This window comes from Synechococcus sp. WC10meta, assembly GCF_047461475.1.
Genome location: NZ_JANSHF010000001.1, coordinates 158,496 through 173,138, shown reverse-complemented (window position 1 = coordinate 173,138; position 14,643 = coordinate 158,496). Strand labels below are relative to the sequence as shown.

The window sequence follows — 14,643 nt, the reverse complement described above, 5'->3', positions numbered from 1 at the left end:
AGGGGATGGGGTACTTTAGAACCGAGGATCGACAGGAAGGAGCGGCAGGCGATGGACGTGGCGGTCGTGGGGGCCGGCTATGTGGGGTTGGTAACCGGCGCCTGTCTAGCCCAAATAGGCCACCGCGTTATCTGCGTGGACAACAACCCTGCCAAAATTGAAGGGTTGCAGCGGGGCCGCCTGCCCATCTACGAGCCCGGCCTGGAAGACCTGGTGCGGGCTGGAACTGAGGCCGGTCGGCTGCACTTTACCACCGATCTTGCCCTGGGGGTGCAGGCCAGCGAGGTCATCTTCATTGCCGTAGGGACGCCAGCTCTGCCCAGCGGCGAGCCAGACCTGCGCTACGTAGAGGCTGTAGCGCGGGAGATCGGCCAGCACCTAGACGACCGCTACCGGGTTATTGTTAACAAGTCTACTGTCCCCATCGGCTCCGGCGACTGGGTGCGCATGCTGATTCTGGACGGGGCGGCAGAGGCCGCCAAGCAGCGGCTAGGCAGCCAGGCAGAAAAACAGAAGATGGCCATAGCGGGCGGGGATCCCACCCCCTCCTCCCTGGCCACCCTGGACAGGTCTCCCTGGGTGCCGCCCTTCGACGTGGTGAGCAACCCCGAGTTTCTGCGGGAGGGCAGCGCCATCCACGATACCTTCTACCCCGACCGCATCGTGATTGGCTCCAACAGCCCCCGGGCCATCGAGATCCTGCGGCAACTTTACGAGCCCATCCTCAGCCGCCAGCAAGGCTTGGGCGGGGATCCCGTGCCCTTGCTGGTCACCGACCTGGCCTCCGCCGAGATGATCAAATATGCCGCCAACGCCTTCCTAGCCACTAAGATCAGCTTCATCAACGAGATTGCCAATATCTGCGAGCGCACCGGCGCCGACATCCTCCAGGTGGCCGAAGGGATTGGCCTCGATAAGCGCATTGGCCGCGCCTTCCTCAACGCCGGCATAGGCTGGGGGGGGAGCTGCTTCCCCAAGGATTTGGCCGCTTTGATCCAGACGGCGGCTGACTACGGCTACGAGGCCAAGCTGTTGCGGGCTACTGTCGAGGTCAACCGCGAGCAGCGGCAGCGCTTGGTGGAAAAGCTGCAGCAGGCTCTTAAGGTGCTTAAGGGCAAGACCATTGGCCTTTTGGGCCTCACCTTCAAGCCCCACACTGACGACCTGCGGGATGCGCCGTCTTTAACCTTAATTGAGCAGCTCCACCGCCTGGGGGCCAAGGTAAAAGCCTATGATCCCATTGTCTCGGCTTCGGGAATGCGGGAGGGCCTAGCCCATGTGGTGGTGGAAACAGACGTGTTCCGCCTGGCCCAGGATTGCGACGCCCTGGTGCTGGTGACAGAGTGGCCGGAGTTCTTGTCGCTGGATTACCGGCGCCTTGCCGAGCTGATGCGGCGGCCTCTTATCGTCGACGGCCGCAATTGCCTTGACCGGCAGGCCCTTCAACAGGCGGGCATCACCTTAATTGGAGTGGGCTGGTGAAGGTTCTGGTAACGGGTGGTTTGGGGTTTATCGGCTCCCATCTGGTTAGCCGCCTTCTGCAGGAAGGCCATGTGGTTATCTGCCTCGACAACGGCTACACGGGGCGGGAGGAGAACGTGCGGGCTCACCGCAACAACCCCGCCTTTACCTTGCTGTGGCACGACGTGGCCGAGCCGCTGCCGCCGGAGCTGGAAAAAGCTGGCATTGAGCAAATCTACCACCTGGCCTGCCCTGCCTCTCCCCCTCACTACCAAGCGGATCCCATCCGCACCATCCGCACCAGCGTCTGGGGCACCTACCACCTCCTGGAGCTGGCCCAGAAGACGGGGGCCCGCTTCCTCCTAGCCTCCACTTCGGAAGTGTACGGGGATCCCCAGGTGCATCCCCAGCCGGAGGACTACTGGGGCCATGTCAACCCCATCGGCCCGCGGGCCTGCTACGACGAGTCCAAGCGCCTGGCCGAAACCCTAACCTTTGACTGGCAGCGGCAATACCAGACGGAGATCCGCGTGGCCCGCATCTTCAACACCTATGGGCCCGCCATGCGGGAAGACGATGGTCGCGTGGTCAGCAACTTCATCGTCCAGGCGCTGCGCGGGGATCCCCTCACCGTCTATGGAGATGGCTCCCAGACCCGCAGCTTTTGCTACATCTCCGACCTCATCGAGGGCCTGGTGCGCCTGATGAACAGCCCTTATCCCGGCCCCTTTAACCTGGGCAACCCGCAGGAGGTCACCATTCTAGAGTTGGCTCGGCAGGTTTTGGCCCTCACCGGCAGCTCTTCTCCCATCGTCCACCGACCTCTCCCAACCGACGATCCCAAGCAGCGCCGGCCCGACATCAACAAGGCCCGCGCCTTGCTGGGGTGGGAGCCCCAGATCCCTTTGCCAGTGGGCCTGGAGCTGACCATCCCCTACTTCCGCCGCCGGCTGGGGCTGGAGTAAAGGAAGACCTCTGGGAGATTTTCCCCAGAGCTGGCCAACTTTGCGGAAGAAAGCAGCCAGGCTGGCATGATACCCGTCATAATACAGAAAAGGCATGTTAACTCAAGTAGGGGATCCCTACGCCTGTGGATACTTCTCCGGAAGAACCAACCACCCCCGTGCCCCTGGAAACCTGCAGGCTGGAGGTGGAGAGGAAAGTAGTGGGCGCCTTTTTGACGGTGCTTCAGGGATCCAATAGGGGCAGGACTTTCCGCCTGGGGGAGACTGCAGTAGTGGGGCGCAGCCCCCAGGCCGACGTTCAGCTTTCCGACCACACCATCTCTCGGCTGCACTGCCGGCTGAGGAAGGAAGGGGAAAACTATGTCCTCATCGATCTCGGCAGCCTCAACGGCACCTATGTCAATGGGGAACGGGTAAATTGCCGGGTTTTGGCGGATAGGGATCGCATCCAGCTGGGGAATAGCCTCCTGCAGTTTGCCTATTATGACCGGCTGGAGGAGGCTTTCTTTTTCCAGGTCGCTGCCGCCGCTCTCTACGACCCGCTCACGGGGCTGCACAACCGTCGGTTTTTCCTAGAGCACCTGCAGAGGGAGATGGCCTTTGCCCGCCGCCATAGCTTTCCCCTCCACTTGCTTTACCTGGACTTGGACAACTTCAAGCTCATCAACGACCGCTGGGGGCATTTGGCCGGGGATCAAGCCCTGATCCAAGTAGCCCAACAACTGCAGGATCAGGTTCGCCGCGAGGATCTGCTGGCCCGGCTAGGGGGCGACGAATTTGTCCTCATGGTGCGCGGGGTTCCGGAAGCTCAAATCCTGCAGTTGGCCAAGCGCCTGCGGCAGGCCATCCAATCCCTCCCTCTGCAGGTGGGAGCAGAAGTTATCCACCTCACCTGTAGCATTGGCGTCGCCTCTTTGCTCAGCCTTTCAGCAGAAACTTCCGTCCAAAGCTTTCTAGAGGCAGCCGACCAAGCCCTCTACCAAGCCAAAGTGCAGGGGGGCAACCGGGAAGTGTTGCTGTAGGGCTTAGGATCCCTCCACCAAGCTGGCGTAGGCCTCCGCGCTCATCGTGTCGTCAAGATCTTCCGGGTTGGTCATGCGCACCTTGATCAGCCAGCCATCTCCATAGGGATCGTCGGCAATGCTCTCTGGGCTGTCCACCACCGCTTTGTTTACCGCCACCACTTCCCCCGAGACAGGGGCATACAGATCCTCTACGGCCTTGACGGACTCCACCGAGCCAAAGCTCTCCCCCTTTTCAATTTCTGTCCCTTCCTCGGGCAGGCCGACGAAGACGATGTCCCCCAGCTGATCGACGGCATAGGCCGTGATCCCAATCACCGCAATGTCATCCTCAACCCGGATGTACTCGTGGGTGTCCACGTAGCGCAGATCGGGTGGGTACTCCAGGGCCATGCCACTTTCCCCGCTTAAATCCAGTGGACTATTCTAGGGCAATCCCTGAGGGCGGTAAAGCTCTCTCAGGCGGGAGGACTAGAGAAACTCTAGGAGCAGCCGATTCACAGTTTGGGGCGCCTCCTGCTGCGCCCAATGGCCGCACTCGGGGATGTACTCCTTGCGCAGGCCGTTGGGGAAGAAGGGATCCATTCCCTCGGTCAGCTCGCGGCTAAGGGCAAAGTCTTCTTCTCCCCAGATGAGCAGGGTGGGGGCGAAGATCGGACGCAGGGGCTGCAAAAACAGGTTCTGCAGAGTGGGCAGGCTAAACAGGTGGCGGTAGTAGTTGAGGGCAGAGGTGAGCACCTTGGGCTTGGCAAGGGCCTCTTGGTAAACCTTTAGGTCGTGGCGGGTGAAGGCGCTTTTGCGCACCGAGGTCTCTTGAAAAATGCGCCGCACCCACTCCTCGAGGTTCCACTGCAACACCCACTCTGGCAGCCAGGGCAACTGGAAGAAAAACAGGTACCAACTGCGGCGCATCTGGTCCAAATTGGTCAGGAACTCCCGGCGAAAGCAAGCGGGGTGAGGAGAGTTGAGCACGGCCAGCTTGCGGATCTCCTGGGGAAAAAGTTGCGCCCAGTGCCAAGCAATAGCCCCTCCCCAGTCGTGGGCCACCACCACCGCGCTTTTGGCCCCAAAATGGGCCAGCAGGCCGCGGACATCCTCGGTGAGGGTGTCCAGGTCGTAGCCGTAATCCGGTTTGTCAGAGTCGTTGTAGCCGCGCAGGTCAGGTGCCACGACGCGAAACCGCTGCGCCAACACCGGGATCTGGTGCCGCCAGGAATACCAAAACTCTGGGAAACCATGCAACAAGATTGCCAGCTCCCCTTCCCCCTGGGTGACATAGTGCAGTTGAATACCATTGGTCAGGGCATAGCCGTGCCGCCAGCTTCCCATCCGGGCGGCCACCTCAGCAGGAAGGCGTTGGATCCCTGCTTCTGCCATGGTCTCTGCTCTTAGGCCAAACCTCTAGTTGGTATCCAACCATACTAACGTTCTTTCTCTGGCGGGGGCTTTTTCAGAGGCTAGAGCAAGCGGCATTCTGGGAAAGAAGCTGCGGCTGGAAAGTTTGGATGAAAGCTTCTACACCATCCCCCCAGAGGATTGCCCTTCTAGGGGCGGGGGCCTGGGGAAGTACCCTGGCTCTGTTAGCCCAGGCTCGGGGCCACTGGGTGCAGGTTTGGGATCGGCGCAAGGGCTGGGATCTCAAAGAGGTAGTCCGGGGATCGGACATCATTATTTCGGCAGTCTCCATGGCCGGCGTGCGCCCCGTGGTCGAGGCCGTGCGCCAGGTGGGGATCCCCCCCCAAGCCATTCTGGTCTCGGCCACCAAGGGGTTGGATCCCCTGCAGCTCTTGACACCAGCCCAGATCTGGGCAGCCACTTTCCCTACTCATCCGTTGGTGGTGCTTTCCGGGCCAAACCTGGCCGCTGAGATCCGCCAGGGTTTGCCAGCAGCTGCAGTGGTGGCCAGCCGCAATCCCGAGGCGGCAGTGCAAGTGCAGCATGCCCTTGCCTCCGAGCGCTTTCGCCTCTACACCAGCAGCGATCCCCTAGGAGTGGAGCTAGGGGGCATTCTCAAGAACGTTATTGCCATTGCTGTGGGGGTGTGTGACGCGCTGCAACTGGGCACCAATGCTCGGGCTGCCCTGGTTACCCGCGGCTTGGCCGAGATGATCCGGGTGGGATCCCGCCTAGGGGCGCGGCCTGAGACCTTCAACGGCCTCTCAGGGCTAGGGGATCTCCTAGCCACCTGCCACAGTCCTTTAAGCCGCAACTACCGTGTAGGCTACGGCTTGGGCCAGGGCAAACCTCTGGGCCAGGTGTTGGCCGAGATCGAGGGAACCGCCGAGGGGGTTTACACTGCTCCCGTGGTAGTTCAGATTGCCGCCCAGCACGGCATCCAGGTGCCCATCACCCAGGAGGTGCATCGGCTGCTGCAAGGGCAGACCACCCCCGCTGCCGCCCTTTCCCGCCTGATGGAGCGACAACTCACCTCGGAATGAGCTCCTCTCCCTGAGGGGAAAGAGAGCTTGAGCTACCTGGAATAACCGCAAGTCTTCCCAGAATGAGCCATTTGGCGGAGTTTTTCTCTCCGAAGTTTCCCTATACTGCCTCTGTAGCCCTCCTAACTGCTCTCGCATCAACCTGGATTTCAGAGGTTCGGGGAAGCCAGAGCTTGGCTTGAGCGGTGTGTGTCTCCTGCTTTTTCACAACCTCCCATGGCTAAACGCATCTTGGTGATCGAGGATGATCCCTCTATCCGCACCTACCTGCAGAAAGTGTTGCGGCAAGCTGGGTACGATACGTTGGCAGCTAGAGATGGGGAAGAAGGGCTGCAGATGGTGCGCGCCTTCCTGCCAGACTTGGTGCTATGCGATGTAGTCATGCCCAAGCTCAACGGCTATGCCGTGCTGGATGCTGTGCGATGGGATCAAGCCACAGCCCACATCCCCTTTGTCTTTCTCTCCTCCAAAGCTTCTCGAGAAGCTGTGGAACAAGGGCTACAACTTGGTTCCAACGCCTACCTCACCAAGCCTATTGATCAAAACCACCTCCTGAAGGCAATTGCCGCCCACCTAACTTAAACTGTTGCTGGCAGCCTCGTCCCCACTGCTTCCCCCTAGCAACAGAAGGGAGCACAGCTAATTCCTCTCCCCAGCCTCCCTGGCAGGGAAAAACCTCTCTACAACGGGGGATCAAGAGCGTTTCTAGCCACCCTCAAAAAATTCTGGAGTAGCCGCGCTGCGAGATCGGGACGGGATCCCCAGTGGAGATGCAGGTAGGAAGCATGCAAGCGCTCATTGGCCCAGCCTTCCTGCTGAGGCGGGGATCCCCAAGCGTAAACTGGGCTTGGGCAGGGGGGGCTGCTGCGGGAGCGGTGAAACTCGTGTCCCCGCAGGCAATCCCCAGCCGGTGCCAGGAGGGTGGGGCGTAGGACGGTAGCCTCGCGATAGCCCAGGTACAGCCGCTCGCCCATGTCCACGCTGATGGGCAATAGGCCAGCCATGGGGTAGGTCTTCCCGTCCCAATCGGTGAGGGACTTTCCCAGTACCATCAAGCCGCCGCATTCGGCATAGAGGGGGGGGTGGATGGGTGGCGGAGTTTGCTGGGCTATTTTTTCAGAGAGGGCTGCGGCAAACAGTTCTGGAAACCCGCCCCCCAAGAGCAGGCCATCGCAGGGATCCGGCGGCCACAGCCCTACCTCCAGGGGGGAGTACTCCAATAGCTCTGCCCCCCAAGCCCGCAGGAGATCTAAGTTGTCGGCGTAGTAGAAGTTAAAGGCGGCATCGCGGGCCACTGCCACCCGCACGGGCGTTGCAAGGGGGCAGATCCCTGGCCAGAGCTCCCCCACTGCCGGCGGCAGGGAGCGGATTAGGGGCAGAAGCTGATCCCAATCTATGTGTTGCTCCGCCAGCTCAGCCCAGGCCTCCTGCCAGCGGGAGAAGCCAGCCAGTTCTGAGACGGGTACCAGCCCTAGGTAGCGGCTGGGCAGGCGCAAGTCCTCGCGGCGGGGGAATTGTCCCAAAACCGGGATCCCCACGGCTGCTGCTGCTTGCTGTAACATCTGGCCATGGCGCTCTGAGGCCACCCGGTTGAAGATGACGCCGGCAATAGCCAGGCGGGGATCGAAGTGGCTTAGGCCGTAGAGCAGGGCGGCCGCCGTCGTTCCCATGCCGCTGCTGTCGATGACCAGCACCACCGGGATCCCCAGCAGGCGAGCCACATGGGCGCTGCTAGCCCAGGAAGGCTCTGTCCCGCCGGGCAGGGATCCGGGCCCTCGCCCATCGAAGAGGCCCATCGCGCCTTCTACAATCGCCCCATCTTTGTCCTGGCAGTGGTAGCGAAAGCAGCGCTGCACAAAGTCCTCGTCGGTTAAAAAGGGATCCAAATTGCGCGAGGGGATCCCGGCCACTGCCGTGTGGAACAGGGGATCGATGTAATCGGGCCCCACCTTAAAGGGCTGGATGCGCAGGCCCCGCCGCCGGAGCGCAGCCAACAGGGCTAACGTGACGGTGGTCTTGCCACTGCCGCTTGCCGCTGCTGCCAGCAGGATCGCCATTTGTCCAAGGGCTAGAACTCGATACCCATTTGGGCTTTGATCCCTTGGTCGCGAAAGGGATGCTTGACCAAGGCCATTTCCGTTACCAGGTCAGCTCGCTCAATTAGCCCTGCCGGCGCACCTCGCCCAGTGAGGATCACATGCACCCGTTCAGGTTTTTCGGCTAGGCCAGCCAGCACTTGCTCCAGCGAGAGATATCCCAGCTTAAGGGCAACGTTGATCTCATCCAAAACCACCAGGTGGTACTCGCCGCTGCCAAATAGCTCCCGCCCCTTTTCCCAGGCTGCCTGGGCGCAGGCAATGTCCCGCTCGCGATCCTGGGTCTCCCAGGTAAAGCCTTCCCCCATGGCATAAAAGGCAACTTTTCCCAGCCCCAGTTCGGGATGGGCAGCCAACTTGCGCAACAGTTTGGCTTCGCCTGGATCCCAGGCCCCTTTGATGAACTGCACCACCCCCACCGATAAGCCCTGGCCGAGGGCGCGCAAGACAGTACCAAAAGCCGCCGTGCTTTTGCCCTTGCCCTGACCTGTATAGACGATAACTAAGCCTTTGTTGTCACGCATGCCTGCCAGGCGTTGCCGCTGGATTTGCTGGCGGCGCTGCATTCGTTGACGATGCTGCCAGTTGCGCTCGGCTTCCAGTTCCGGGTTGGGGGCGGTTGGAAAAGGGTGGGTCATGGTTGCAGCGGCAAGGACTTGTAGGAGCACTCTAGCAGGCCAAACCCCTGATCTGGCTTCCGCTTTTCCAGATTTTCCAAGAGCTGCCGCTGTTGGATTAGGATTTGGACAGAGCTGGGGGGATCCCTCCTGGCGGCGCTTTTTTATTAGGGGTGCTCTTCCCCAGGGCCGCAAAAATGGCGAGCGGCTGAAGCAGATCCTCACTGGCTGAGGGGGGTATATTAGTAAGGCTGGGCATGCCTTGCTGCAGATGAACCCAGAGGCGGGTTCTACCAGCTTGCGTGGGTTTCGTCTTGAGGAGAGGTTCCTTGTCTAAGTCATTCCTGTTTTCTTCCGAGTCGGTGACGGAAGGGCATCCCGACAAAATCTGCGATCAGATCTCCGATGCTGTTGTGGATGCCCTTTTGACAGCAGACCCCTCCAGCCGGGTGGCGGCAGAGGTAGTGGTGAGCACGGGCATGGTGATCCTCACGGGGGAGATCACCTCGAAGGCGCATGTCAACTTCACGCGCTTGGTGCGGGACAAGCTGACCGAAATTGGCTATACCGATGCCGAGAATGGCTTCTCTGCAGACAGCTGCGCGGTGCTAGTAGCCTTCGATGAGCAATCTCCCGATATTGCCCAAGGGGTGAGCAGGTCACTGGAAAGTCGCACCGTCTGGGAAGATGAATTCGACCTGCTGGGAGCTGGCGATCAGGGCTTGATGTTTGGTTTTGCCTGCAACGAGACCCCCGAACTGATGCCCCTGCCCATCAGCTTGGCTCACCGCCTCAGCCGCCAGTTGGCTACGGTGCGCAAGAACGGTACCCTGCCTTATCTTCGCCCTGACGGCAAGACCCAGGTAACGGTAGCCTATGAGGGGGGGCGTCCAGTGGGCATCCACACCCTGCTCATTTCCACCCAGCACACGCCAACCATCGGCGACATTACGGAAGAGACGGCAGTGCAAGAGCGCATCCGCGCCGATCTCTGGGAGGCGGTGGTAAAGCCTGTGTTTGCCGAGCTGCCCATCAAACCTGACAGCAATACCCGCTTCCTCACCAACCCCACCGGCAAATTCGTCATCGGCGGCCCCCAGGGGGATGCCGGCCTGACGGGGCGCAAGATTATCGTCGATACCTATGGGGGCTATGCCCGCCATGGGGGTGGCGCTTTCTCCGGCAAGGATCCCACCAAAGTGGATCGCAGCGCGGCCTACGCCGCCCGCTATGTTGCCAAAAACATCGTGGCTGCCGGCCTGGCCCAGAAATGCGAGGTACAGGTCAGCTACGCTATTGGAGTGGCTCGGCCCATCAACCTGTTGGTGGAAACCTTTGGCACAGGGCGCATCCCTGACGAAGAGCTGCTGCGGCTGGTGCAGCGCCACTTCGACCTGCGGCCAGCAGCTATTCTGGCCCACTTTCAACTGCAGGAGCTACCCCGGCAGCGAGGGGGACGCTTCTACCAAAATGTAGCCGTCTACGGCCACTTCGGGCAAACCCATCTGGACCTGCCTTGGGAGCGCACCGACAAAGCCGACCTGCTGCGCGAGGAAGCTCTCTCCAGCTCAAGTGTCGCCCTGCCCTGAGCAAGAGGGGGAAACCTGAGGTTCTTCCAGGGAAGCAGAAGCAGGGGAGTCGACAGGCTGGAGCTCCAAGGTAACCGAGAGCTCTGACTCGCAGGCAAGGGAGGCGGGCTGCAGCTCCCGGAGCAGGTGGCGGAGCTTGGGGGGAAGGTCCTGCAGCTCTGCTAACAACAGCTCAAGGGAAATGGCAGCTTCCTCCGCAAAGCGGGATCCCTTGCCAGAGGAGGCTGAAAGAGGTGAAAGAGGTCGGACAAGGAAGCTGGCGGCAGTTGGACTCAAGGAGCGGATCAGCTCTTCTTGTTCTCGCCACAGGGATCGGCTCATTTCCGGGGGAAAGGTGAGGTGGGGAGCACCGCGGCGCTGCCAGAGGCGGAGGATCTGCTCTACGGACGTGGCCTTGTAGCGACCTTGGTAGAGGGCCTCCAGCAAAGCGGCTGGGATCCAAGGGCTTGGGAACTGCCTGCTCCAGCGATCTACCCACCTCTGGCTTGTCTGACCCTGCAGCTCGAATCCGTAGCGCTCCAAAAAGGTGGCGGAATCCATCGGCCGCTCCTAGCGCCAGGAAACTCACCCCAAAGCTAACCCAAAAGCAGTGAGGAAGTGCTCGAACTACCCCCGTCTGTCCCCTGCTACCCAGCCGCAGGTCAGCCACCTGACCCAGTCCCGCCCCTAAGAGCAAGCCGTACCTTTTGCCGCCTTCAACACCAGCAAGTCTAGGGTGCCGGTGTTCTCTTCGCCGCGGTAGTTAAAAGTGGAGCGCACCAGCCACAGGCCCTGCCGTGCTCGGCAGCAGAGGTTGAGCAGGGTGCGAGCTAGGACTTGCTGGCGTGCCTCTCGATCCCGAGCCGCATCGAAAACTCCCCCATCCCACTCCGGTGTCAGCACACGGCTGTTGTAGAGCCCGCGCCAGAGAGAGGGGGACCAGCTGGGGTTGGTGATGTCAAACCAAAACTGGTAGTCGGCCTCCAAGCCGCGATGGATGTAGGCCGCTGGCGTGGCTACCACCAGGTAGCGGGAGTAGTCGGGCTCAAAGCGGCTGTTGCTAGGGGTTTGTCCCGAGCGAATCATGGCCAAAAAGGCAGGATCCCCTGCTGTAGGAAAGGCGCGGCGAAATCGCTGGGCTGCATCCGTTAGCAACTGCAGCAGCTCTTGATCCTGAGGGGAAGCAGTGACCAGGTGCTCGGCAAAGAAGCGCTGGAAGAAAGCTGCCAAGGAAGGCCCAGGCCGGTAGCTGCGCAGCCAATCCAACAGCTTCTGGTAGCGCTCCAAGTTGGCAAAGCCCACCCGCTCTGGCTGCCGCACGGCGGTTTTGGGCCGTAGGGAACGTCCCACCAGATCCAGGGTATCTTCAGCCAACAGCGTTGCTCGAATGGGATCCAGATCCAACACGCTGCTGAGCAGCAGCCGCCAGGCTGGCAAGGTGGGAAATGCTCCCCAGTGGGGATGGGCCACTTCTGCTGCCGTCAGGAGAGCCCGCACCAGGGGGTAGCGGATAAGAGCGGGGAAGGGAGCAATGGGCAAGACCTCCGGCAACTGCTCCTGGAGGCTTAGGCTTATCCCGGCATCCATGCGAGGCAGGAGGACGGCGATGCGAGAGGGAGGGATCCCTGCTGCCAAAAGTTGTCGGATTTGGGCAACCATAGCCTCTAGGGCCGCAAAGGGGGTTTCTCCCTCCAGCACTTCCACCCTCGGCAGCCTCCCTGCCGGTGGTTCTGGCAGCCGAGAGGAAAGCTGGGGAGCCACAGCCCGCGCTATCTGCAGCCCCAAGCGGACCAGGCCGGCTGCGCTACAGGAGCTGGCTTCTGGGAACCGAACCTGCGTGTTTTCCAGGAGAAAGCAGGCTACTGCCTCCGGGATTGCCGTCAAAGAGATCCCGCCGCCGAGGGTGTAGCTGAAGAATTGGCTCTGCAGGTGGGCTTGCCCCTGGCGGTAAAACTCCAGCGCCACCCCGCAACTGTCTTCCGCCTGGTCCACGATGAGGTGATCCCACTCCTGCCAAAACTCCGCCAAGGGCAGGATGTGCTCCTGAAACAGACGAATTTGCAGGCCAAAATCCAGCGCTCCCAACTGCAGCCCCGCCTGCCATAGTCGCTCTACACAGCAGCCCAGCGCTCCCAGGGCCTCTGCCCGGGCCGGATCCCTGTTCTCCGGCCAAGCTGCTGCTAGCCGGGATCCCACCGCCTCTGCCGTCAAGCCAGAAGCTCCGGCAATATAGGCAGCGCTGCTAACTTGATCCCAAATCTGGAACTCGTCCAGCCCAATATTCGCAAAGACCTCCCCATGCCGCGGGCACAACGCACAGACTCGCCCACAGAGAAACTGAGTGAGATCCTTAGCCAGAAGCACAGGCTCAAACGAACACGGCAACTGGGGAACGCGAGCGCATACCTGCGGCCAATACTCAGCCAAAGCGCGCCCCACCCGCTGCAAAAACGTCTCAACCCGCCACGGGCCCACCAAACCCGAGCTGAGCGCCTGCAGGCGCCGCAGCACCTCCGCCCTCTGCCGCCGGCTGCGCACCAAAAACAAGATCCGCGCCGGATTGGCCCCGGCCTGCAGCAAATGCCAGTAGCGATCCACACAAGCCTGGGTCAGCCCACTGCGCGCCCACCCCATCACGCTCTGAAACTCTCTGTCTCCCAGCGTGGCTTTCCCAGGTGCTGAACCCATTTTTTAGCAAAACCTAGACAAGCAGCCTGTCACCTCATTATGATGTAGTACTGTTGTCAATTGAATCCGCCCGCAGCAACAACGGTTCTCGGCAACTTAGCGTGCTGCTAGCGCAGATACTGCCTCTTTGCAGGCAAGTCTGAGCAGCCCCTAGAAGCAGTTTGGCGTCAAGGTCATCAGGCAAAAAGGGCAGCGCTATTGGCGCTGCGGGAGCGTTGGGGTACAGGCGCTCCCTCTCTACGGCTTTTTTGCCTGGGCAGGCAGTCTTCGCTATCCTAGGTTTTCTGCCGCCGCGCCTACTGCCTGGATTTGGCTTAGGGAACCGGTTGCAAGCTGTGAAAGCAACAAAGCAAGCCGCGCAGGCTTGAGAGGAGGTTTCTGTGGCGCTTGGCATCCTTGGAAGAAAAGTTGGCATGACCCAGATCTTCTCTCCGGAAGGGTTGGCCATTCCCGTGACCGTCGTGCAGGCCGGGCCTTGCACCGTAACCCAAATTAAAACCCAAGCCACGGACGGCTACAACGCGGTGCAGTTGGGCTACTGGCCCACCACAGAGAAGCACCTGACGCGAGCCCAGCGCGGCCACTTGCGCAAAGCGGGAGTGACGGAGCTGCTGCGTTACCTGCGCGAGTTTCGGGTCGACCAGCCAGAAGCCTACCAATTGGGGCAGAAGATCACTGTTGAGATCTTCTCTCCTGGTCAGTTACTGGACGTGGCTGGCACCTCTATCGGGCGGGGGTTTGCCGGCTACCAGAAGCGGCACCACTTTGGCCGGGGCCCCATGTCCCACGGCTCCAAGAACCACCGCCGGCCGGGTTCCATTGGCGCTGGCACGAGGCCTGGCCGCGTGTTTCCAGGACTGCGTATGGCTGGCCGGATGGGCGGTCGCCGCGTCACGATCCGCAAGCTGGAGTTGGTGAAGGTGGATCCGGAGCGGAATCTCTTGGTAATCAAAGGCTCAGTCCCCGGCGTGGAGGGAGGGCTACTGGAGATCACCCCTGCCAAACAGGTGGGCAAGAGACTCTAGCGGAGGGAGCCATGGCAAGTTGTGTGGTGAAGAATTGGCAAGGGGAAACCGTGGGCAGCGCGGAGCTGAGCTTCAAGGTGGCTCGCCCCGAGACGGCTAGTCACGTTCTCTACCTAGCTTTGCGCCGTCAGATGACCAACGCCCGCCAGGGCAATGCCCACACCAAAACGCGGGCTGAAGTGCGCGGCGGAGGGCGCAAGCCGTGGCGGCAAAAAGGCACCGGGCGGGCTCGCGCTGGCTCCATCCGCTCTCCTCTTTGGCGCAAGGGTGGGGTAGTCTTTGGCCCCCGCAAGCGGGAGTACAACCTGGCCATGAATCGCAAAGAGCGCCAGCTAGCGCTGCGCACTGCTCTGCAAGGCCGGGTGGAAGACCTAATCGTGGTGGAGGATTTCCAGGATCAGCTTAACCCGCCCAAGACCCGCGTTATGGCCCAAGCTCTGCTGCGCTGGGGAGTGAGGGAGGATCAATCGGCTCTGCTGATTGTTGCCGAGCGCTCGGAAATGGTGGAGCGAGCTGTGCGCAACATTGCCCGCGTCAAGCTCATTGGGCTAGATCAGCTCAACGTCTTCGATCTGCTCAAGGTCGATTGGGTGCTAATCACCACCTCTGCCCTAGAGAAACTCAAAGCCCGCTGGGGATCCGGCGCGGCAGCCGCCGCTCCAGCCCAGGCCAATCCCCTTGAGGGCCAGGCTCAGGCCGCAGAGCAAGAAGCTCAGCCAGTTGAACAAGAAGAGCCGTAGAAGAAGCCGAAAGCCGCAGGGGA

At 61.2% G+C, this 14,643-nt stretch carries 13 protein-coding genes and 1 pseudogene; 8 read left to right on the top strand and 6 right to left on the bottom strand.

What is annotated here, in order from left to right:
• The first annotated feature begins 51 nt into the window (after positions 1–51).
• From NW804_RS00975 to NW804_RS00965, 3 genes are all read left to right on the top strand, one after another.
• On the top strand, positions 52–1,482 hold the full coding sequence (locus NW804_RS00975) for a UDP-glucose dehydrogenase family protein (RefSeq protein ID WP_414394196.1): 1,431 nt from the start codon (positions 52–54) through the stop codon (positions 1,480–1,482).
• Positions 1,479–2,426 (top strand): UDP-glucuronic acid decarboxylase family protein, encoded by a 948-nt coding sequence (locus NW804_RS00970; protein ID WP_414420484.1) that lies wholly within the window; start codon positions 1,479–1,481, stop codon positions 2,424–2,426. Before NW804_RS00975 ends, NW804_RS00970 begins: the two co-directional genes overlap by 4 nt.
• A gap of 125 nt (positions 2,427–2,551) precedes the next feature.
• Entirely contained in the window at positions 2,552–3,448 is an 897-nt protein-coding gene (locus tag NW804_RS00965) for a diguanylate cyclase (RefSeq protein WP_414422630.1), read from the top strand.
• A 3-nt stretch (positions 3,449–3,451) separates the two neighbouring features.
• Here NW804_RS00965 and gcvH read toward each other — a convergent pair whose 3' ends face one another.
• Both gcvH and NW804_RS00955 read right to left on the bottom strand, forming a co-directional pair.
• Complete coding sequence (gene gcvH / locus NW804_RS00960) at positions 3,452–3,841, bottom strand: glycine cleavage system protein GcvH (protein WP_414394202.1); 390 nt, start codon at positions 3,839–3,841, stop codon at positions 3,452–3,454.
• Between the two features lie 78 nt (positions 3,842–3,919).
• The gene (locus NW804_RS00955; RefSeq protein WP_414394204.1) at positions 3,920–4,825 is read right to left on the bottom strand and encodes an alpha/beta fold hydrolase; all 906 of its coding nucleotides are present in this window, start codon (positions 4,823–4,825) and stop codon (positions 3,920–3,922) included.
• 128 nt (positions 4,826–4,953) lie between these two features.
• Here NW804_RS00955 and NW804_RS00950 point away from each other — a divergent pair, with 128 nt between their 5' ends.
• The gene (locus tag NW804_RS00950) at positions 4,954–5,886 is read left to right on the top strand and encodes an NAD(P)H-dependent glycerol-3-phosphate dehydrogenase (RefSeq protein WP_414422629.1); all 933 of its coding nucleotides are present in this window, start codon (positions 4,954–4,956) and stop codon (positions 5,884–5,886) included.
• A gap of 216 nt (positions 5,887–6,102) precedes the next feature.
• Positions 6,103–6,468: a response regulator gene (locus NW804_RS00945; protein ID WP_414422628.1), complete on the top strand. Its 366-nt coding sequence runs from the start codon at positions 6,103–6,105 to the stop codon at positions 6,466–6,468.
• Positions 6,469–6,566: 98 nt separating this feature from the next.
• Here NW804_RS00945 and NW804_RS00940 read toward each other — a convergent pair whose 3' ends face one another.
• The gene (locus tag NW804_RS00940; protein ID WP_414422627.1) at positions 6,567–7,943 is read right to left on the bottom strand and encodes a cobyrinate a,c-diamide synthase; all 1,377 of its coding nucleotides are present in this window, start codon (positions 7,941–7,943) and stop codon (positions 6,567–6,569) included.
• A gap of 11 nt (positions 7,944–7,954) precedes the next feature.
• Complete coding sequence (gene cobO / locus NW804_RS00935) at positions 7,955–8,620, bottom strand: cob(I)yrinic acid a,c-diamide adenosyltransferase (RefSeq protein ID WP_414394212.1); 666 nt, start codon at positions 8,618–8,620, stop codon at positions 7,955–7,957.
• Between the two features lie 308 nt (positions 8,621–8,928).
• Between cobO and metK the strand changes: the two genes are divergently transcribed.
• Positions 8,929–10,188: a methionine adenosyltransferase gene (metK, locus tag NW804_RS00930; RefSeq protein ID WP_414410313.1), complete on the top strand. Its 1,260-nt coding sequence runs from the start codon at positions 8,929–8,931 to the stop codon at positions 10,186–10,188.
• Here the strand turns inward: metK and NW804_RS00925 are convergent.
• Together NW804_RS00925 and NW804_RS00920 are read right to left on the bottom strand one after the other, a co-directional pair.
• Complete coding sequence (locus NW804_RS00925; protein ID WP_414422626.1) at positions 10,168–10,728, bottom strand: hypothetical protein; 561 nt, start codon at positions 10,726–10,728, stop codon at positions 10,168–10,170. The two genes, metK and NW804_RS00925, sit on opposite strands and share 21 nt — an antisense overlap.
• A 126-nt stretch (positions 10,729–10,854) precedes the next feature.
• Positions 10,855–12,855: a hypothetical protein gene (locus tag NW804_RS00920; RefSeq protein WP_414422625.1), complete on the bottom strand. Its 2,001-nt coding sequence runs from the start codon at positions 12,853–12,855 to the stop codon at positions 10,855–10,857.
• A gap of 380 nt (positions 12,856–13,235) precedes the next feature.
• Between NW804_RS00920 and rplC the strand changes: the two genes are divergently transcribed.
• Positions 13,236–13,880, top strand: coding sequence for a 50S ribosomal protein L3 (gene rplC / locus NW804_RS00915; RefSeq protein ID WP_414394218.1), 645 nt, complete (start codon positions 13,236–13,238; stop codon positions 13,878–13,880).
• 11 nt (positions 13,881–13,891) lie between these two features.
• Positions 13,892–14,521: pseudogene (gene rplD / locus NW804_RS00910) on the top strand (50S ribosomal protein L4); the annotation flags it as partial.
• Positions 14,522–14,643 lie beyond the last annotated feature (122 nt).

What these genes read in the sequence shown, in the direction of transcription:
- gcvH (WP_414394202.1), bottom strand. Translation starts at nt 3,841, where the DNA reads ATGGCCCTGGAGTACCCACCCGATCTGCGCTACGTGGACACCCACGAG.
- NW804_RS00940 (WP_414422627.1), bottom strand. Translation starts at nt 7,943, where the DNA reads ATGGCGATCCTGCTGGCAGCAGCGGCAAGCGGCAGTGGCAAGACCACC.
- cobO (WP_414394212.1), bottom strand. Translation starts at nt 8,620, where the DNA reads ATGACCCACCCTTTTCCAACCGCCCCCAACCCGGAACTGGAAGCCGAG.
- NW804_RS00975 (WP_414394196.1), top strand. Translation starts at nt 52, where the DNA reads ATGGACGTGGCGGTCGTGGGGGCCGGCTATGTGGGGTTGGTAACCGGC.
- NW804_RS00955 (WP_414394204.1), bottom strand. Translation starts at nt 4,825, where the DNA reads ATGGCAGAAGCAGGGATCCAACGCCTTCCTGCTGAGGTGGCCGCCCGG.
- NW804_RS00920 (WP_414422625.1), bottom strand. Translation starts at nt 12,855, where the DNA reads ATGGGTTCAGCACCTGGGAAAGCCACGCTGGGAGACAGAGAGTTTCAG.
- NW804_RS00945 (WP_414422628.1), top strand. Translation starts at nt 6,103, where the DNA reads ATGGCTAAACGCATCTTGGTGATCGAGGATGATCCCTCTATCCGCACC.
- NW804_RS00950 (WP_414422629.1), top strand. Translation starts at nt 4,954, where the DNA reads ATGAAAGCTTCTACACCATCCCCCCAGAGGATTGCCCTTCTAGGGGCG.
- NW804_RS00925 (WP_414422626.1), bottom strand. Translation starts at nt 10,728, where the DNA reads ATGGATTCCGCCACCTTTTTGGAGCGCTACGGATTCGAGCTGCAGGGT.